The sequence below is a fragment of the Paenibacillus turicensis genome (genome assembly GCF_050461185.1).
In the GTDB taxonomy this organism is placed as follows: domain Bacteria; phylum Bacillota; class Bacilli; order Paenibacillales; family Paenibacillaceae; genus Fontibacillus; species Fontibacillus turicensis_A.
In genome coordinates this window covers 179065-198826 of the sequence record NZ_JBCMOR010000005.1, presented here as the reverse complement: position 1 = coordinate 198826, position 19762 = coordinate 179065, and the positions used below count along the sequence as shown (strand labels likewise).

The window sequence follows — 19762 nt, the reverse complement described above, 5'->3', positions numbered from 1 at the left end:
TACACTTACAAAGATTCGATGTGACTTTAATAAAATCCTGCTATTTTCTTAATTCTGCGTTAAAAGTTTGTTCAAGCGATGAAACGACCTCTTGATGTAAGGCAGTAATCTCTTCATCTGTTAATGTACGCTCTTTATGACGGTACACAAGGGAGATGGCAATACTCTTTTTATTTTCACCAAGCTTGCTACCTGTAAACACATCAAACACATCCACAGCTTCAAGCAATTGTCCTGCTTCTTGTCTAATTAATGTGATCAACTTATCGACTTCTACATTTTGATCCACCACAAGTGCAATATCTCTTTGCATGGCAGGGAAACGTGGTAAATCTTTATAAACCGCGACATGCCCACTATACGTATACAGTGACTCTAAGCTAATTTCCGCCACATACGTGTCAGGCAATTCTTTCTCTTGTTGGTATTCAGGATGAAGCTGACCAAGTGTACCAATATGCTGTTTACCTTGCTCTGTGTTTAAATAAATTGAAGCAGAACGTCCAGGATGGAAGCCTTGTGGCTCATTCGCTTCATAGCTAATCTGATTTTCAATCCCTAATCCAATAAATATAGCCTCTACTGCACCTTTAAGATCATAGAAATCAACAGGCTGGGAGCTTACATTCCAACGCTTTTCTTCACGCTCTCCACTCAAAAGTAAAGATAACAACGTAATTTCCTGAGGTTGTTTTGTAAGATTCACTTCTTCAGATTCAAATACATGTCCGATTTCAAAAATTGCCAAGTTATTTTGCTTACGATTGTGATTATACGTTGCAATATCAACTAATCCTGGAATTAAGCTACTACGAATGACGCTACGATCCTCACTCATCGGCATTGCAAGCTTAACCTCTTGGTGATTAGAAGATCGTTGTGGGAATCTAAGAGCTTCACCTTCACGGATAAACGAATACCCCATAACCTCAAACCAACCCGCATATGATAACATTTCCCTAATGTTACGTCTAAGCTGCTGAGCTGCTGTATATCCGCCTAATGTAGCCGGACCTTCTATAGGAGTAACAGGAATATTGTCGTAGCCGTACAGTCTAGCTATTTCTTCAATTAAGTCTACATTACGTGTAATATCTCCACGTCTGGTAGGAACGGCGATCTCTAATGTATCCTGAGCAAGCTCTTTATGGTCAAAGTGCAAACGCGCAAAAATTTGTTTGATTTCTTCCATTGAAATGCTTGTGCCTAAATAGTCGTTTACTTTATTCACTGTAAGCTGAAGCACAACTGGCTGTTGTGACATACCCACAGCTTCTACAATACCTTTATGAACATTTCCGCCCGCAAGCTTAGCAATAAGAGCCGCTGCGCGATTCAAAGCTGGAATTACACGTGCTGGATCGACTTCCTTTTCAAAACGTTGGGACGCTTCTGAACGAAGACCTAGTTTACGGGATGTTTTACGAACAGTTCCTCCATCAAACTTCGCCGATTCAAGCACGAGGTTTACCGTTTGATTCGTAACTTCTGTTGCGAGCCCCCCCATCACACCTGCTAATGCAATCGGAGCGTTGTTACCATCAACAATCAGCAAATCATGCTCATCAAGTTCTCTCTCTTGACCATCTAATGTAACAAATTTCTCTTTATTTTCACCTTTACGCACACCAATCGTCTGACCTGCAATTGTATCTGCATCAAACGCATGTAACGGTTGCCCATATTCAAGCATGACATAATTCGTAACGTCTACGATATTATTAATCGGGCGAATTCCCGCTGCAATTAAGCGATTTTGTAACCATAATGGTGAAGGTGCAATACTTACGCCAGAAATATGTCTCACTGCATAATGACTACACAATTCGGCATCATGTTGACCTATTTTAATGAAATCCGCAGTTGGCTCTGCTACTTCCGTTAGTTCCTTATCAGGCTGAGGCAAAGCAAGCTCACGCCCTAAAATAGCACTTACCTCATACGCCGCTCCTAACATGCTTAAGCAGTCAGAACGATTGGGTGTTAAATCAAAATCAAGCACTTGGTCATCAAGAGCTAATAAAGAAATAACATCGGTACCCACTTCAGTTTCAGCAGGTAAAACCAAAATCCCTTCTTGGATTTCTTTAGGCAGAAGCTTATCGTTAATGCCAAGCTCCTTCGCAGAGCAAATCATCCCTTGAGATAATGCGCCACGAAGCTTCGCTTTTTTAATTTCAAGTCCACCTGGCATTTTAGCGCCTACAAGTGCAACAGGAACCTTTTGACCCGCATCTACATTTTTAGCACCGCACACGATTTGCAATTCTTCCTCAGCACCTACATCAACTTTACAAATATTCAATTTATCTGCATCAGGGTGCTTTTCCTTCGATTTCACAAAACCAACAACAACCTTGCTTACGCCTTGATTACGATTTTCTATTGAATCAATTTCGATACCTGAACGTGTAATTTGTTCAGCTAATTGCTCTATGTTAACATCCTCTAGACTGACATAATCAGCCAACCATTGTGTTGATACCTTCATAATAATCCCCTTCCTTTTCCCAACATTTAAAGTGACTTGAATTGTCCTAAGAAACGTAAGTCGTTGTTGTAGAAATAACGAATATCATCAATACCATACTTCAGCATTGCAATCCGCTCTACGCCCATACCAAATGCAAACCCACTGACTTTCTCTGGATCATAGCCACTCATTTCAAGTACACGTGGATGAATCATGCCACTTCCTAAAATTTCAAGCCAGCCGGTTTGTTTACATACACGACAGCCATCTCCATGACATTTCATACAGGTTACGTCTACCTCAACGCTTGGCTCTGTGAATGGGAAAAAGCTTGGACGTAATCTAATTTGCGTATCTTCACCAAACATTTTACGAGTGAACTCCAGCAATGTGCCTTTTAAATCACTCATACGAATACGAGGTCCAATGACAATACCTTCAATTTGATGGAACTGGAAGGAATGTGTCGCATCATCATCATCACGACGATATACACGTCCAGGACAGATCACCTTAACGGGTACTTCACCCTTCATCGCTTCCATCGTTCTTACTTGAACAGGAGACGTCTGAGTTCTCATAAGTAGGTCTTCTGTTAAATAAAAGGAATCTTGCATGTCGCGTGCAGGGTGGTTTTTCGGTAAATTTAGTGCCTCAAAGTTATAATAATCTGTTTCTACCTCTGGTCCTTCTGCAATCCGATAACCCATTCCAATAAAGATGTCTTCGATGTCCTGAATAACTTGATTTAGCGGGTGAATTCCACCTTGTCTTGGTTGTCTACCAGGCAAGGTTACATCAATTTTTTCATTTGCAAGACGTGCTAACGTTTCTTGCTGTTGGAAATGATTATTTTTTGCTTCAATTAGCCCTTCAATAGCACTTCGTACTTCATTCGCTACTTGACCGATAATGGGTCTTTCCTCTGCGGTTAACGCGCCCATTCCTCGCAAAATTTCAGTAAGTGCTCCTTTTTTCCCTAAATACTTAACACGTAGATCATTTAAAATGTTTGCATCCGCTACAGCTTCAAGCCCTGCAATTGCTTCTTGCTTTAGCGCTTCTAATCTTTCCTTCATGTTTCATGTCCTCCCTTATGTTTTCTTTCCATGACAAACAAAAAAAGGCCTTCTCTCCCAAAAAAGGGACGAAAAGACCGCGGTACCACCCTTGTTAGAGCTATTATGTCATATCCATCGTTAATTGCTCTCACTTTTACGAAATAACGGTTCGCCAGCCGGTTAGCTCTAATGAATTCATCCATCCTTGAAAAGGATTTTATGAGGATTAATTGTTCAAGCCACTGCTCCAGAGGGAATTTCAGTTAGTCCAGTCCATAAAGGCAATCTCAGTATTATGCCTTCTTCCTGTATAGTGGTCGCTAACTTACTTGTCTCTATCCACGCATTTACCTTTGTTTACTTATTATATGAGAAGTTCCTTCCAATGGCAAGAAAATCAATGATTCAGCCATAAGAAAGGAGCGTTCTTTAATTTTGTATAGTAACATAAGCAGGTTACGAAGGGGCAGAGGGATGATGGAAAAGCGAAGCGGCCGCCTTTAAAGTTGGATTTTCATCTATTAATACATTTAATTCAAGAAAATCAGACTTTAACAGCGGTTGAAGTCACCCTCTGTACCGTAGCCTTCCTCCATTAAAAGGCTCAATCTTGAAATCAGTGCTTGACCGCTTACCCAAACTAGCGAAGAGACAGAGCGATTCTGAAGATTGTCTTTTAAAATCAAATTTCACCAATACGTTTACTTCAATTAAAAGGAATATGATTTTAACACAATCGCAAGAACGCTCTGGATCGTAGCTACCACCCTATATACCTGTCAAACACTGATTTATTAATAGAGCCCTATAAAGTGATCATTATTTCTTCAAGCGGAAAGGTACGGTAGTCACAATAACATCCTTATGACGTAGCAAATACGCTCGCATCATTATACTTGTCTGGTTGTGCAACAGGTTTTCCCACCAATGCTTGGTAATAAACTGCGGGATCAAAATTGTGATATGATCTTCTTCTGCTTTTTTCCATTCTACGGTTTCAATAAACTTCATAAGTGGTCTCATAATACTTCTATATCTTGATTTAAGCACGATAAGACGAATACCAGGATTCCATTGCTCCCATTTTTGCTCCATTTTCTGAATCCCTTCATCATCAAACCCGATGTATACGGCAACGACAGTATCAGATAAAGTTTTAGCGTAGCTAACCGTATTTCGAACTACTTGCGTGATGCCTGAAATTGGAATAACAATTGTATTTCCTTTTGCAATGGGTTTATCTATTTCAAGATCAATACGCAATTGGTCTGCTGTATTATCATAATGCGTACGAATGCGATGGAACACATATACCATCATTGGCAAAAATATAAATACGATCCATACACGCTCAAATTTTGTAGTGATAAAAATTAGCGTTATCGATAATGTGGTGAGCATACCAATCGTATTTACGATTAGTTTAACTACCCAACCCTCAGGCTTAAGTCTAATCCAACGAAGCATCATCCCAAATTGAGATAGTGTGAATGGAATAAATACCCCCACCGCATATAACGGAATTAGGCTTTCTGTATGTCCCTCAAACGCAATGACAAGAATAGCCGAAAAGGTACTTAAAAATAAAATCCCGTTAGAAAAACCTAATCTGTCACCACGCACCATAAACATGTGTGGCATGTACTTATCCTTCGCTAACATAAAGGACAATAAAGGAAATGCGGAGTAAGCCGTATTAGCGGCTAGGAACAAGATGATTGCTGTAATTCCTTGTATAAAATAATACATTCCACCTCTACCAAAGGTACCTGCCGCGATTTGGGAAATAACTGTCTCCTTCGGATTTGGGACCGCACCAAACCAATAAGCAAGTAAGCTTATTCCAATGAACATCAACCCTAAAATAATCCCCATCATCATGAGTGTTGCCGCCGCATTTTTCTCCTCTGGTTTACGGAAGTGAGGAATCGCGTTTGAGACGGCCTCAACTCCAGTTAACGCCGAACAGCCTGAACTAAATGCTTTAAGCAATAAGAACAAGCTAACATTTGAAACAGTCGCATGAATTTCATGGGATGCCATTACAGCGCCACCTGTAAAGTATTTAATCATGCCATATCCGATCATAAAAAAGATTGACACGACAAACAGATAAATCGGTATTGCCAATACAGATGCAGATTCTGTTACCCCTCTTAAGTTCATAATCGTTAAAAATATAATCATAATTAGTGCTATAGCCACTCGGTGGTCATGTAACGCTGGAAATGCGGATGTAATCGCATCAGTACCTGCAGAGGAGCTTACCGCTACCGTTAAAATATAATCTACAAGTAATGCGCCACCAGCAATCAAACTGGATGAGGTTCCAATGTTGTCCTTAGCAACAATATATGCTCCGCCACCACCAGGATAAGCAAAAATTGTCTGCCGATAAGAGATGATTAAAATCGTTAGTAATCCAAGTACAGCAATTGAGATTGGAATAGAGTACCATAAAGCCGATACACCAACAGCCATCAACGCAATCAGGATCTGTTCAGTACCATATGCAACAGAAGATAAGGCATCAGATGACAAAATAGCCAGTGCCTTTAATTTACCTAGTTTTTCCCCCTCAATCTCCGTTGATTTCATCGGCCTGCCTATTAAAAATCTCTTTATTTTATCGAACATGCCCTTCTTCATCTCCTACCAAAATAATAACTCCAGAAACGTATTATGACGCAACTTTCATAAATTTTCAATCTTTTTCTTCACGTTTCAAATACCACTAAAAGTATAAGATTACTGTTCCCAATTTGGATTAATTTCATGTTTAAAAATAAAAGAACATCAACAAAAAGAACCCCCCCCTGCCAGTAAAGGCGAAGGAGGTGTTCTAATTCAAAGTTCAATATAATTTTACTTAATCAGAGGCAAGCAAACCATCAAAGTTTTCTGGACCTACCCGCACCGTACCAAGTAGGTTAGAGCTAACAAATGCTGTATAAGCCAGTGTTGAGGAAGTGATAGGTGGATTGTAATCCTCTGCAGAAAATGTGATGATTTGTGGTGCAAGAACACTTAAGCTAAATGTAGATGTTGCTGAATAAATAAGTGGATCTGTTGCTAATGTGCCTCTGACAACTGTTATCGTTATTCCAACAAGTGCCAAAGGTAATGTAACTGAAATCGTTCCTTTTAACAGGACTCTAGGATTTGCACCTACCCCAGTTGTGGAAAGTCCAATTTGACCAAATAATTGGGGCGTATTAATTACAGTGATAGGAAAGGCAATAGAGTTAGCGTAGCTAGCATTTTGTGAAGTTCTAGCATCAAGAAATATTGGCATTTTGATTATACCTCCTATTGATTGAGATAGGATAGTATATTCAAAGATTGATAGTGTGCTTGGATAGGTTACTCGGGTTTAAAAAATTGGCATTTTTTCCAAAATAAAATAATTTATTTTATTTCCAGAAAACAAAAAAACCCTTATTATTAAGGGTCTTTAAGCATTCATTATGAAGCGGGTGATGGGAATCGAACCCACGCTATCAGCTTGGAAGGCTGAAGTTCTACCATTGAACTACACCCGCATAATCTTATATATGGTCGGGATGACACGATTTGAACATGCGACCCCCTGGTCCCAAACCAGGTGCTCTACCAAGCTGAGCTACATCCCGAAGTCAAAGGCGATTAACTTTCACCATTTGAAGACAAGAAATAATATATCACGTTCAACACATTTATGCAATACTTTTCTCCTAATTTTTTTACCAATGATTTAAAATACGTGAAACATAACACAAAAATCCTCTAAAACGGCTTGATGCACTACCTTTACATCAAAATCCGATTTAGAGGATTTGTAAACATTAATCAAGATAATTTTCACTTCTTAATGCTTATTTCTTAATTCTTACTTTTTATTACTTACCTCATGTTTTTCAACCTTTACTTCTCAAAGCTAACTTCTGGTGTCGTTAACTTATCATAAAAGTCAACAACCTTATCCTTATTATCAGAAGCACGAAGCGCCATTGCAGAACGAGGATGCTCATCTAACGTTCCCGTGATCATGTAAGGAATGTTGTAGCCCCATTCTTCCTTTTCACGTAATGGAACAAGCAATTCCTCTAATACTTGTAAGACCGGACGTAATTCATAATTTGTATTTTTCAAATGAGTGACTAACAGCTCTGTAGGGCAATTTCCTGCTGCACGTCCCATGCCGAATACTGAAGCATCTAACAATTCAACACCATTTGCAGCCGCAACGAGCGTGTTAGAGAACGCAAGCTGCATGTTGTTATGTGTATGCACGCCAAGGCGCTTATTAGGTAGATACTTTTTGAACTTATTAATCAAATGCTCCATATCCTTGTAATCCAAGCTACCATAAGAATCCACAATATAAACAACATCTACGACACTATCCTTGATCATTTCAAACGCTTCAAGAAGCTCATGCTCCATCACATTCGATAACGCCATAATATTAATCGTTGTCTCATAACCAAGATCATGAAATAGCTGCACAAGCTGCAAGCCTTTATCTACTTCTTTAATGTAGCAAGCAACACGAATCAGGTCGATCATGCTTTCACTTCGTGGTAAAATATCGTTAGCATCTACGCGTCCAATATCGACAAGTGCGGATAATTTTGTATGTCCTTTTTCAGGAATCACTTTACGTAAAAAATCATCATCTAAAAAGCGCCAAGGGCCTGCAGAATCTGCTCCCTTTAATAGCTTAGGACTATTTTTATAACCAATTTCCATATAATCAACGCCAGCCGCATTTAAGCCTGCATACAGCTTTTGCACAAATTCAATGCTGAAGTTCCAATTGTTCACCAATCCACCATCACGAATCGTACAGTCTACAATTTTACTCTGATTTAATTTCATCGTCCATATCCTCTCCAAGTGTTTATGTTATTTACCATCTTACTTGAACCCCATTCATAATGTAAAGTAAAAGCTCGTGATAATTGTCACAGTAGCCAATATATTGCCATGATATATTATTTTTAAATCTAATTGAGAGTGATTATCAATCTCTAAACATATACGGAGGTGATTTGAGCATGACACAGACACTTAAAGAGCTTAAACCAAACGAAACCGCCCTGATTACAAGCATTGGTGCAAAAGGATCTATTCGCAGAAGATTGATGGATATGGGCATTACACCAGGTACACAAGTCATTATGCGTAAAGTTGCACCTCTTGGCGATCCGATAGAAATTCACATTAGAGGTTATGAGCTAAGCATCCGTAAGGCTGAGGCAGATCAAATCATGATTGCAAAATAGAACTATATTTTTAGAAGGGAACGAAAACATTCATGAGCTATCGATTTGCGCTTGCTGGCAATCCTAACAGTGGTAAAACTACATTATTTAATACATTGACAGGAAATAATGCCCATGTAGGGAATTGGCCAGGGGTTACAGTTGAACGTAGAGAAGGAAAGTGTAAGCAAACCAAAGAGGATCTTTACATTATTGATCTCCCAGGTATTTATTCATTATCCCCCTACTCACCAGAAGAAGTCATTTCGCGCGATTTCCTTACAGCTGAACAGCCAGATGCCATTATCAACATTGTAGATGCAACTAACATTGAACGAAACCTGTATTTAACGACTCAACTACTTGAACTTGATATTCCCATGATTATTGCCTTGAATATGATGGATGAAATCGAAAAACGTGGTGATCAAATCGACATTGCTAACCTAGAAAAGGAGTTAGGTGTCCCTGTTGTTCCAATTGCTGCAATTAAAAAGCATGGCGTACAAACATTAATTCAAAAGGCCATCGCCCTCAAACCTAAAGCTTCAAATATAATGAAAAACGATTTCCATCATCCTGCCTTAGCAAAAAGTATTGAGGAAATCAGTACCTTACTTTCCCAAAACGGATATTCCCATACATTATATTACACGATTAAGCTCTTAGAGGAAGATGACAAAATTACAGATCATCTCACGCTCAGCTCTACACTTACAAAACAAATTGATATGCTTATCCAAAGGGCAAAAACTGAAGCCAATCAAGATATAGATGTCATTATTGCTGATTCACGCTACTCCTATATTACTAACATCGTTCAAAGCTTTGTTATTAAAGGACATCCCCCTGGAACACTTACCTTTTCAGATAAAATAGATAAAATTGTTACGAATCGAATACTAGGCTTACCGATCTTTTTCCTTATTATGTTCTTTATTTTTGAAACTGCTGTTGGTTCCATTGGAGCTTATATTAAAGATCCATTTGAAGCACTGGTCACAGAACAGCTACCAGAGCTAGTTACGAACCTCCTACAGAGCATTGGTGCCTCTGATTTAATCCAAGGTCTTGTGGTTGGAGGTATTATTACAGGCGTCGGAAACGTATTATCCTTCTTACCACAAATTGTAATCTTATTTTTATGCTTATCCTTACTTGAAGATATTGGTTACATGTCTAGAGTTGCCTTTGTTATGGATCGACTATTCCGGCAATTTGGGCTCTCAGGTAAAGCATTTGTCCCACTTCTAATGGGATATGGCTGTGCTGTTCCAGCAATTATGGCAACGAGGACGTTAGAAGATGAGCGTAGCCGAAGACTAGCGATCACTTTAATGCCCTTCATGTCATGTAGTGCTAGAATTCCAGTATATGCGGTGTTTGCGGGTGCCTTTTTTGCAGCACATCAAGGTTTAATTGTGTTTAGTATTTATTTCCTTGGTATTCTTGTTGCAATGTTGTCTTGTATAATTCTTAATAAAACGGTTTTAAAGGGCGATGCCGCACCATTTGTAATGGAGTTACCTCCTTATCGTATCCCTACACTAAATGCAATCTCCAGACACACCTGGGAAAAGGCAAAAGGTTATGTGATTAAAGTAGGAACTGTACTTTTATCGATGACTGTGGTCATTTGGGTGCTACAAACGTTTAATTTCTCATTTCAGCAAGTTGATGACTCTGCTAATAGTATGTTTGGCGTTATTGGCGGTTTTATTGCGCCTATCTTTTCCTGGAACGGTTTTGGCTCTATCAAGGGCACTGGAGAGGTGCATTGGCAGATTGGAGCAGCCTTATTAACTGGACTCATCGCCAAAGAGGCGGTTGTAAGTACATTAGGAATCTTATATGTAAATGTAGGAACAGAACAATTAACGACTGCATTAAGTGCTGCACTACAATCCTATTTCACTCCATTAGCTGCATTTTCTGTCATGGTTTTTGTGTTACTATATGCCCCATGTGTTGCTGCAATTGCAACAGCTAAAAAAGAACTAAATTCTTGGAAATGGACGTTGTTTACAGTAGCTTACCAATGTGGAATCGCTTGGCTCATCTCTATGATAGTTTATCAAATTGGACGTATGCTTGGCATAGGAATAGGTTAACTAATTTTAGTTATTTTAATGGAGGGATAAACGGTGGCTGACTTTATAATTATTTTTATTATAGCTACAATTATGGGCTTCACTTTCTACCGGTATATTAAACGAAAGAAGGCCGGTCAAAGTGGGTGTGCAGGCTGTAGCTTAGGTAGTTCTTGTAGCTCATCACCATCCTCTTGTCATCAAAGTACATCTACATTTCCTGATAAAACTCCCCGACATGTCCCTAATCATAAATGACTAATGAATTAAGAGCCTCAACATCAATTATGACGTTGAAGCTCTTAATTTGTATAAACATATAACCGTTAGCGTTCTCATTTAACATCGCCCCTTCATGTGTTTTATGATTTTATGTCAGCATTCACACCAATGGCAACGTTATTTCAAATGTAGTTCCTAAACCTAATATACTAGTTGCTGTTATATCTCCAAGATGATTACGGATAATACGATGACTAAGTGATAAGCCTAGGCCTGTCCCATGCTCCTTTGTCGTGAAAAAAGGATCAAACATTTGACCTAATATGCTTTTTTCTATTCCCTTTCCATTATCCTTTATAATGATTTTGGCATATTTACCTTCTGTAGCGACACTAATCACGATATGACCTTCATGATCTGCTGAGATTACTTCATCAATGGCTTCCATTGCATTTTTTATCATATTGAGCAACACTTGCTTAATTTGCTTTGCATCAATAGATACATTCATATTTTGACTATGCTCAGGTAAAATGAGTTCTATTGTACACCCCTTCATTAAAGCTTCACTTTCTGTCAGTAGTGTAACTTCACTTAATAAAGAAGGCACATGAACGATGCTTCTCTGAATTACAGACGGTTTTGACGAGTTAAGAAATTCATGGATAATATCGTTAGCTCGATCGATTTCATTTAAAATAATACGTGCATACTCATCACGCCCTAATTGAATCAAATGCGGACGTAACAATTGAATAAAACCACGTATAGAGGTTAGAGGATTTCTTATTTCATGAGCAATTGCAGCAGAAATTTTACCTAACATGGCAAGCTTATCATTGTGATAGGCGGTTTGTTCAATTTGTTTATAATCGGATACATCCTTAATACTTAGAAGAACATCTCCATCCATTTGATCGTCATAAACAACTGAAATCAACCAATTCCTACCATATTCATCGGTGCATTCATATTGATTTTTGCATCTTAAAATAGTTTCTCTATAGATCTCTAGTACTTGCTTTTTCTTGAAACGACTTAAATGTGGATGTCTTACTATTTGTAGCAGATTACACCCAATTAAAGACTGTTGCGGCATTTCAATTAACTTGGCCATTTCTACGTTAACGAAGGTAAGAACACCCTCACAATCAAATAACATGATTCCACTGTCTAAATGTTGCAATACATTCTCATATTTATTTTTAACAAGCTGTGTAGATTGGAATGCTTTTACCGATTGAAGCAGTGTTTCCTGAAATTCACTCAACAAGTTGGTTCCCCCTGTTCTCAAAATGATGTACTTTGCCTACCGACAACATACGATCACTACCCGAGAAGCTCAGACCCAAGCCATAGGTTAACATACCACCGTCATGCTCGCCGTTTCGGGATATTCATATGCTACAACTCTCCAGCCTTCCTCCTTTCTTCTTATTTTTCAAGCCTGACTTGCCGTCTTGCTTGTCTAAGCAAATGCTGTCATTTTGCAGGTTTTACTGAAGCGGATACAAATTTATGTAAGAACATAGACAAAAATATGCCTCTTCACCTGCAAAATATTATTTTAAAGCAAGCTAAAATATGTTAAAAATTAGCTATACTCTAATCATAGTAGTGGAGCCCAAATCACGTCAATCAGAGATACTGTCGAAAAAAGCGATATCCTCACTAAAGCAAAAATTTCATCTAAAAATAGTAAAAAAGACTATGATTTCTAACTAAAAATAAACAATTTTCAAGTCATAATTACAAATTAAAGTTTAATATAAAAAGTTAATTAAGGAAAAAAGTGGAGTAGTCATTCAGAGGTGTCAATTAGGGGTATAAACATAAGATGTGAGTGTTTGATAAACAAGGGACACAATCAATTATCCCTTGTTTTTTTCTGCATCAGCTTGTCTTTTTTTAGACTCATTACGGCTAAACGTCTTTTAAGCTGGTACTCCCATTTTAGATCCTTAAGGGCTTTCGCCATTGTCATTAAATCAAGACTCATATCTATTTGTGTTTGTACAATTTCTAGCGGGTCTTCCCCTTCTACATTTACACAATTATCAAATACTAAAATTTCATGCTCTAATACAAAATCTTCAAAATCAATGTCTGTTATCCCGTCATCATGACTATATTCAGCTAAAATCTCATATTCATGCTCTACTTTATAGTGAACTTCAACGCGTTGACATACAGGACAAAATAGTAATGGGACATTATGAACTTTAGTATGATAATGCTTCATTGTTCCTTTTGTCCCTATCATGCTCGCTCCACAACAAAAGCTCATTTCCTGTCACCCTTCCTTCTTACCAAATTATCCATATTTATAATCACTTATTCTATATTCAACATGTTAATTCCTGCACGTTATGGGATTAGGAGGAAAAAACCCCTTACTATACGCAATAAGCAGTATAGTAAGGGGTATATTCTTACAACAAGAAGCTTGAGCTTAGCCGTTTAACGTTTTGTCTCCAGGCTTCCAGTTCATTGCGCACAAGCCACCAGATTGTAATGCTTGAAGAACACGAAGTGTTTCTTCTACGCTACGACCTACATCATTATGGTTAACAACTTGATATTTTAGTTCGCCTTCAGGATCGATAATGAACAATCCACGAAGTGCAACACCTTCTTCTTCAATAAGTACACCATAATCACGAGCAACGCTCTTAGTAATGTCAGATGCAAGAGGGAAGTTAAGTTGTCCAAGACCATTGCTATCCTTAGGTGTGTTAATCCAAGCTTTATGGCTATGCTCTGAGTCTACACTTACACCAAGTACTTCAGTGTCAAGTGATTTGAATTCTTCATAAGCTTCGCTCAATGCGGTAATTTCAGTTGGACATACAAAGGTAAAATCAAGTGGATAAAAGAAAAATACTAACCATTTACCACGATAATCAGACAATTTAACCCGTCCAAATTCTTTACCATCACCTGATACGCTTGCCATATCAAAATCTGGAGCAAGTTTTCCTACTAAACGTTCTGCCATTGTAAATCCTCCTTTAAAATATGTAAGAAACATGTACTGTTTCTTGTATTTAGAATGTATTTTGTAACATCAATTGCTACACACAAAATGTTATCATTCACCATATTTAAAGTCAAGATTATAATCAATCTTTTTTTATAATTATTATAAATAAGCAATTATTTATGAACATTTTTTGAATTATTTTTGAATTGCAGCCACAATTAGATTACCCATTTGGGTTGTGCCAATCGCACTTGCTTTATCTGTAGCAATATCTCCTGTTCTATGTCCTGCATCCAATACATTTTTCACTGCTGCTTCAATCGCATCTGCTGCATCGCTATAACCAAACGTCATGCGTAGCATAAGTGCTACAGACAAAATTGTTGCTACTGGGTTAGCTAAATTTTGCCCTGCAATATCTGGAGCAGAACCATGTACCGGCTCGTATAAGCCAAAGCTTCCTTCTCCTAATGAAGCTGAGGACAACATTCCTATAGAACCTGTAAGCATTGCCGCTTCGTCACTTAAAATATCACCAAACATATTTTCAGTTACGATAACATCAAAGCTAGCAGGACGACGTAAAAGCTGCATTGCACAGTTATCTACTAATACATGCTCAAGCTCTACATCTGGATAATCCGCAGATACACGAATGACTACCTCTCTCCACAAACGTGAGGATTCTAATACATTTGCTTTATCTACAGAGGCTAGTCGTTTGCTACGCTTCTGAGCAATTTGGAATGCCTGACGTACGATTCGTTCTACTTCCATTTCGTTATAAGCACAAGTGTCCACTGCCTCTTGACCAAACTCAGTTTCTCTACGGAACTTTTCGCCAAAGTAAATACCACCTGTTAATTCACGTACAACGATTAAATCAGTGCCTTCTAATACTTCTGGCTTTAAAGTCGAAGCGTCCTTTAGACAATCAAATACAACCGCTGGGCGCAAATTTGAAAATAAACCTAATGCTTTTCTAATACCTAACAAGCCAGTTTCAGGACGTAACTCTTTTGGATTGCTGTCCCATTTAGGTCCACCCACTGCACCAAGCAATACAGCATCGGCATTTTTACACACGTTAAGTGTTTCCTCAGGTAACGGAGTCCCCTTCTCATCAATCGCAATCCCACCAAACAAAGCATGTTCAGTTTCAAAACGATAACCAAACAATTCCTCTACACGTTGCAATACCTTTTCAGCTTCAGCTACAACCTCAGGACCGATACCATCGCCTGGAATAACCGCTATTTTTTTCACATCTGACATAAGTGAACAACTCCTTTTATAAAATAAACTTGAATTTTTATGCATTTATTTATATCCGTTAAAGTAGCTTATCTTATTGTTTTATCATAAGTAACCGTAATATACAAAGATATAGAATCTATTAGGTTAATAGGTTAAACCTATGACTAATGAAATGGGTATCGGGCTCCAACCACTCTTGAAGCTATATTCAGAATGAGCATCGGGTTCCAACCACTCTTGAAGCTATATTTAATTTGAATTTATTAAGTTGTATAAATACAGCTTCAAAGGTGGTCCGTAAACTTTCCACCCGATACTCATTCCCCCGTAGTTTGGTAGCTTACTCAATGTTGGCAGTACCCAACACCATCAAAATTCCCAAAATACAAAAAAAGAATGCGACTGTGCAAATTCAGCACAGCGCATTCTTCTGGGTTCTTTAGATTCTGTCTTCTCTAAAATTAGTGCTTGATTAACGTAGAGAGGGACGAAGGGACAGAGGGATTGTTGAGAAATAAAATCGGACTTTAACAGCGATCGCAACAACCCTCTGTTTCGTAGCACTTCTCTCTACGCCTTAATCAATCAAACCCAAATTTTCAGCTTTTAGTTTTTGATCCAGTGCATCAAGCCACGAAGCTCGCGACCTACAACTTCAATTGGATGTTCGGATTCATTACGACGAGTTGCAGTTAAGAATGCACGGTTAGATTGATTTTCAAGAATGAAGTCACGTGCAAATTTACCTTGTTGGATATCAGATAATACTTCTTTCATTGCCTTCTTCGTTTCGTCAGTAACGATACGTGGTCCAGTTACATAGTCACCATATTCTGCTGTGTTAGAAATGGAGTCACGCATTGTTGCAAGTCCACCTTCATATACAAGGTCAACGATTAATTTCAATTCGTGCAAGCATTCGAAGTAAGCCATCTCAGGAGCATAACCTGCTTCTGTTAGTGTTTCGAAACCAGCTTTGATCAAAGCAGTTACGCCACCACATAATACCGCTTGCTCACCGAATAAGTCTGTTTCTGTTTCTTCGCGGAAGGTCGTTTCAATAACTCCAGCACGAGTACAACCAATTCCTTTTGCATAAGCTAGTCCAATTTGTTTCGCATTTCCAGTCGCATCTTGATGAACAGCGATTAGCCCAGGAACACCAAAACCTTCTACATAAGTACGACGTACCATGTGACCTGGAGATTTAGGAGCTACAAGCAATACATCGTTATCTTTGGAAGGTACAATTTGTCCAAAGTGTACGTTAAAACCATGCGCAAACAATAATGCCGCACCTTTTTTAAGGTTTGGTGCAATTTCGCTATGATATACAGCAGCTTGAGTTTCATCCGGCATTAAGATTTGGACAACATCTGCACGAGAAGTTGCTTCAGCCACAGATAATACTTCAAAGCCATCTTCTTTAGCTTTATCAAAGGATTTACCTTCACGAAGACCAATAACAACGTTTAGTCCACTTTCACGCAAGTTTTGTGCATGAGCATGTCCTTGACTACCATAACCAATAATTGCGATTGTTTTCCCTTGTAATACATTTAGTTCTGCATCTTGTTCATAGTACAATGTAACTGCCATTTTTATTAGCCTCCTAGAGTTTGGGTAACAATTGTTCCCTTATGAATTTGTCCGCCTGATAAGCGGGTATTTCAAATGAAGAATTTTAAAAATTGAATTGCGACTCTATTTAATAATTAGTGCTTGATGGCAACTGCAGGCTAGTAGCTACGATCCAGAGAGTTCTTGCGATTGTTGTTAAAATCATATTCCTTTATTATTTAAGTCTATTTATGGATGGAATTTGATTTTAAGAGACAACCTTCAGAATCTCTCTGTCTCTTCGCTAGTTAAGTTAGCGGTCAAGCACTAATTTCAAAATTGAACCTGAATTTTTATTCATTTGTTTTGCATAAAAATTAATTCATTTCTATATTAAATTTCTTCTTCTCAAATCCCCGCTTATCAGGTATTTATTTAAAAGCTTATGCGCTCAGCATATCACATTACGAAACTTACATACTAATTTTGGGACTTAGTTATTCTGACTAAGCATTCCCACGAATCATTGCTGTAACCCCAGTACGACTTAATTCTCGAATTCCATAAGGAGTTAATAATTCTATCATAGCATCAATTTTGGTTGTGTCACCAACAACCTGTACCATCATTGAGCTTGTTCCAATATCAACGACAGAAGCGCGGAATGTCTCAACAAGTCCCATAATTTCTGGTCTTTCTGTTGGCTCAGCTTTCACTTTGATAAGTGCCAATTCACGACCAACCATAGGGCGAGAACTCAAATGTACAACCTTGATCACATCGATAAGCTTATATAGCTGCTTCTCAATTTGCTCTACGGTATGATCATCACCAGAGGTGACAATGACCATCCGAGATAAGCCCTTTTCTTCAGACTGCCCTACGGTAATACTCTCAATGTTGTACCCACGACGACCAAACATACCAGATACCCGCTGTAAAACACCTGGCTGATCATTTACCAATACTGCAATCGCATGACTTTTCATCATTCATCGTCCCCCATCAACATTTGATCAATGGTAGAACCTTGGGTAACCATTGGATATACATTTTCTTCCTTGCTGACTACGAATTCTACCAGCACAGGACCTGGTGTGTCCAAGGCTTCCTGCCAAACTTTTTTAGCGTCCTCTTTGTTAGAGGCTCTTAAGCCTTTTACGCCGTATGCTTCAGCCAGCTTCACGAAATCAGGACTTCCTGCAAGGTCAACGTGGCTATATCTTTTGTCGTAAATAAGCTCTTGCCACTGTTTTACCATCCCTAACACTTGGTTGTTAATAACAACCACTTTAACAGGAATGTTGTTAATGGCGCAGATCGCTAACTCCTGTGCACACATCTGCATACCGCCGTCACCATTTATCGAAATAACTAGGCGATCAGGATGTGCCATTTGAGCACCAATCGCAGAAGGGAAACCAAAGCCCATTGTACCAAGACCACCAGAAGTGATCCATGAACGAGGGTGGTTAAACTTATAATATTGAGCTGCCCACATTTGATGTTGACCTACATCGGTGGATACAATGGCATCCCCATTTGTAGTGTCATTCAATAGCTCAATTACCCATTGCGGCTTAAGCACAGTATCTGAGTCCTTGTACTTCAGAGGCTTATCTTGCTTCATTTGTACAATTTCCTTGCGCCAAGCATCTGCCAATTCTGCACTTGAAATCATTGGGTTTAGCTGCTGTAGGACAGTTTTTACATCACCTACGATTGGGATATCTGTTTTTACGTTTTTACCAATCTCCGCAGGATCAATATCAATATGAACGATTTTGGCATGTGGTGCAAATCCGTCTAGCTTTCCAGTCACTCGGTCATCAAACCGAGCGCCAATGCTGATTAACAAATCTGCACGTTGGATTGCTTGGTTGGCTGTGTACGTACCATGCATCCCAGGCATGCCCATCCATAAATCATTACCTGTTGGGAAAGCTCCTAAACCAAGCAAGGTCGTAGTTACTGGAATTTGTGCTTTTGTAATAAATTCATATAACTCCTCATGTGCACCAGAGTATATTACACCGCCACCTGCAATTACTACGGGTTGCTTCGCTTCCTTAATTGCCGCTACCAACTTATCCAACTGTAACCGATTAGGAACAACAGTCGGGTTATAACCTCTTAAGCTAACGGATTGTACTGGGTTAAACAACGTTGTTTGATTGGATACATCCTTCGGAATATCAATTAGTACTGGACCTTTACGGCCGGTATTTGCAATATGAAAAGCTTCGTGAATGATACGTGGTAAATCCGCTACATCACGTACAAGATAACTATGCTTTGTAATTGGCATCGTAATTCCTGTAATATCCGCTTCTTGGAATGCATCTGTCCCAATTAAGCTTGAAGCAACATTCCCTGTAATAATAACCAACGGTACTGAATCCATAAATGCAGTTGCAATTCCCGTCACCGTATTGGTTGCCCCTGGTCCTGAGGTTACTATACACACGCCAACTTTACCACTTGCTCTTGCATATCCGTCAGCAGCATGAATTGCACCTTGCTCATGTCTCGTTAATAAATGGTTAAAGTCACTAAATCCATGCATAGCATCATAAATGTATAATACTGCACCGCCAGGATAACCAAAGACGCATTCAGCACCTTCCAAAAGCAAACTTCGAAGTAAAATTTCCGAACCAGAAATGACTTCTGGCTTCATCCATTTCTCACGCAACTGTTCTTTAGACTTTTCTACTGGAATTTGTGTACTCATCAGTTATCCTCCCTCCAAAATTAGGTGGTTTATTTTAACCACACTATCCTTAACGCTGTTAATTGGCGATAAACAAAAAAACCTTCCATCCCGATCAGAGCAGACTTCTGCTACTGAGGGACGAAAGGTTATTATC

The 19762-nt window shown here is 38.8% G+C and carries 15 protein-coding genes, 2 tRNA genes and 1 other annotated feature; of the genes, 3 read left to right on the top strand and 14 right to left on the bottom strand.

Going from position 1 to position 19762, the window contains the following annotated elements:
* Positions 1-40: 40 nt before the first annotated feature.
* The 7 genes from pheT to ABE099_RS02950 form a co-directional block, all read right to left on the bottom strand.
* Positions 41-2491 (bottom strand): phenylalanine--tRNA ligase subunit beta, encoded by a 2451-nt coding sequence (gene pheT / locus ABE099_RS02980; RefSeq protein WP_430027226.1) that lies wholly within the window; start codon positions 2489-2491, stop codon positions 41-43.
* 26 nt (positions 2492-2517) lie between these two features.
* Positions 2518-3552, bottom strand: coding sequence for a phenylalanine--tRNA ligase subunit alpha (gene pheS, locus ABE099_RS02975; RefSeq protein ID WP_430027224.1), 1035 nt, complete (start codon positions 3550-3552; stop codon positions 2518-2520).
* A gap of 61 nt (positions 3553-3613) precedes the next feature.
* Positions 3614-3885 (bottom strand) — a binding site (T-box leader).
* A 468-nt stretch (positions 3886-4353) separates the two neighbouring features.
* A complete protein-coding gene (locus tag ABE099_RS02970) occupies positions 4354-6171 on the bottom strand; it encodes an APC family permease (protein WP_430027222.1) in 1818 nt (605 codons plus the stop codon).
* A gap of 232 nt (positions 6172-6403) precedes the next feature.
* Positions 6404-6829: a hypothetical protein gene (locus ABE099_RS02965; protein ID WP_430027220.1), complete on the bottom strand. Its 426-nt coding sequence runs from the start codon at positions 6827-6829 to the stop codon at positions 6404-6406.
* A 176-nt stretch (positions 6830-7005) separates the two neighbouring features.
* A tRNA-Gly gene (locus ABE099_RS02960) sits at positions 7006-7076 on the bottom strand.
* A 13-nt stretch (positions 7077-7089) separates the two neighbouring features.
* A tRNA-Pro gene (locus ABE099_RS02955) sits at positions 7090-7166 on the bottom strand.
* Between the two features lie 271 nt (positions 7167-7437).
* Complete coding sequence (locus tag ABE099_RS02950) at positions 7438-8394, bottom strand: aldolase catalytic domain-containing protein (RefSeq protein WP_430027218.1); 957 nt, start codon at positions 8392-8394, stop codon at positions 7438-7440.
* 179 nt (positions 8395-8573) lie between these two features.
* Between ABE099_RS02950 and ABE099_RS02945 the strand changes: the two genes are divergently transcribed.
* The 3 genes from ABE099_RS02945 to ABE099_RS02935 are packed head-to-tail and all read left to right on the top strand — an operon-like array spanning position 8574 to position 11128.
* Positions 8574-8801, top strand: coding sequence for a FeoA family protein (locus tag ABE099_RS02945; protein WP_430027216.1), 228 nt, complete (start codon positions 8574-8576; stop codon positions 8799-8801).
* Between the two features lie 32 nt (positions 8802-8833).
* Positions 8834-10891 (top strand): ferrous iron transport protein B, encoded by a 2058-nt coding sequence (gene feoB, locus ABE099_RS02940; protein ID WP_430027214.1) that lies wholly within the window; start codon positions 8834-8836, stop codon positions 10889-10891.
* Positions 10892-10924: 33 nt separating this feature from the next.
* Positions 10925-11128, top strand: a complete 204-nt coding sequence (locus ABE099_RS02935; RefSeq protein WP_430027212.1) for a FeoB-associated Cys-rich membrane protein — start codon at positions 10925-10927, stop codon at positions 11126-11128.
* A 124-nt stretch (positions 11129-11252) separates the two neighbouring features.
* On the opposite strand, the gene ABE099_RS02930 is transcribed toward ABE099_RS02935, so the two are convergent.
* The 7 genes from ABE099_RS02930 to ilvB all read right to left on the bottom strand — a co-directional run bounded on the left by ABE099_RS02930 (position 11253) and on the right by ilvB (position 19626).
* Complete coding sequence (locus tag ABE099_RS02930; RefSeq protein ID WP_430027210.1) at positions 11253-12365, bottom strand: ATP-binding protein; 1113 nt, start codon at positions 12363-12365, stop codon at positions 11253-11255.
* A gap of 594 nt (positions 12366-12959) precedes the next feature.
* Complete coding sequence (locus ABE099_RS02925) at positions 12960-13379, bottom strand: hypothetical protein (protein WP_430027208.1); 420 nt, start codon at positions 13377-13379, stop codon at positions 12960-12962.
* Between the two features lie 165 nt (positions 13380-13544).
* Positions 13545-14090: a peroxiredoxin gene (locus ABE099_RS02920; protein ID WP_210088851.1), complete on the bottom strand. Its 546-nt coding sequence runs from the start codon at positions 14088-14090 to the stop codon at positions 13545-13547.
* A gap of 180 nt (positions 14091-14270) precedes the next feature.
* The gene (leuB, locus tag ABE099_RS02915) at positions 14271-15350 is read right to left on the bottom strand and encodes a 3-isopropylmalate dehydrogenase (RefSeq protein ID WP_430027206.1); all 1080 of its coding nucleotides are present in this window, start codon (positions 15348-15350) and stop codon (positions 14271-14273) included.
* A gap of 588 nt (positions 15351-15938) precedes the next feature.
* A complete protein-coding gene (gene ilvC / locus ABE099_RS02910) occupies positions 15939-16931 on the bottom strand; it encodes a ketol-acid reductoisomerase (RefSeq protein WP_430027204.1) in 993 nt (330 codons plus the stop codon).
* A 467-nt stretch (positions 16932-17398) separates the two neighbouring features.
* A complete protein-coding gene (ilvN, locus tag ABE099_RS02905) occupies positions 17399-17884 on the bottom strand; it encodes an acetolactate synthase small subunit (RefSeq protein ID WP_430027202.1) in 486 nt (161 codons plus the stop codon).
* Positions 17881-19626 (bottom strand): biosynthetic-type acetolactate synthase large subunit, encoded by a 1746-nt coding sequence (gene ilvB / locus ABE099_RS02900; protein ID WP_430027200.1) that lies wholly within the window; start codon positions 19624-19626, stop codon positions 17881-17883. Before ilvB ends, ilvN begins: the two co-directional genes overlap by 4 nt.
* Positions 19627-19762 lie beyond the last annotated feature (136 nt).

What these genes read in the sequence shown, in the direction of transcription:
- pheT (WP_430027226.1), bottom strand. Translation starts at nt 2,491, where the DNA reads ATGAAGGTATCAACACAATGGTTGGCTGATTATGTCAGTCTAGAGGAT.
- pheS (WP_430027224.1), bottom strand. Translation starts at nt 3,552, where the DNA reads ATGAAGGAAAGATTAGAAGCGCTAAAGCAAGAAGCAATTGCAGGGCTT.
- ABE099_RS02970 (WP_430027222.1), bottom strand. Translation starts at nt 6,171, where the DNA reads ATGTTCGATAAAATAAAGAGATTTTTAATAGGCAGGCCGATGAAATCA.
- ABE099_RS02965 (WP_430027220.1), bottom strand. Translation starts at nt 6,829, where the DNA reads ATGCCAATATTTCTTGATGCTAGAACTTCACAAAATGCTAGCTACGCT.
- ABE099_RS02950 (WP_430027218.1), bottom strand. Translation starts at nt 8,394, where the DNA reads ATGAAATTAAATCAGAGTAAAATTGTAGACTGTACGATTCGTGATGGT.
- ABE099_RS02945 (WP_430027216.1), top strand. Translation starts at nt 8,574, where the DNA reads ATGACACAGACACTTAAAGAGCTTAAACCAAACGAAACCGCCCTGATT.
- feoB (WP_430027214.1), top strand. Translation starts at nt 8,834, where the DNA reads ATGAGCTATCGATTTGCGCTTGCTGGCAATCCTAACAGTGGTAAAACT.
- ABE099_RS02925 (WP_430027208.1), bottom strand. Translation starts at nt 13,379, where the DNA reads ATGAGCTTTTGTTGTGGAGCGAGCATGATAGGGACAAAAGGAACAATG.
- ABE099_RS02920 (WP_210088851.1), bottom strand. Translation starts at nt 14,090, where the DNA reads ATGGCAGAACGTTTAGTAGGAAAACTTGCTCCAGATTTTGATATGGCA.
- leuB (WP_430027206.1), bottom strand. Translation starts at nt 15,350, where the DNA reads ATGTCAGATGTGAAAAAAATAGCGGTTATTCCAGGCGATGGTATCGGT.
- ilvC (WP_430027204.1), bottom strand. Translation starts at nt 16,931, where the DNA reads ATGGCAGTTACATTGTACTATGAACAAGATGCAGAACTAAATGTATTA.
- ilvN (WP_430027202.1), bottom strand. Translation starts at nt 17,884, where the DNA reads ATGATGAAAAGTCATGCGATTGCAGTATTGGTAAATGATCAGCCAGGT.
- ilvB (WP_430027200.1), bottom strand. Translation starts at nt 19,626, where the DNA reads ATGAGTACACAAATTCCAGTAGAAAAGTCTAAAGAACAGTTGCGTGAG.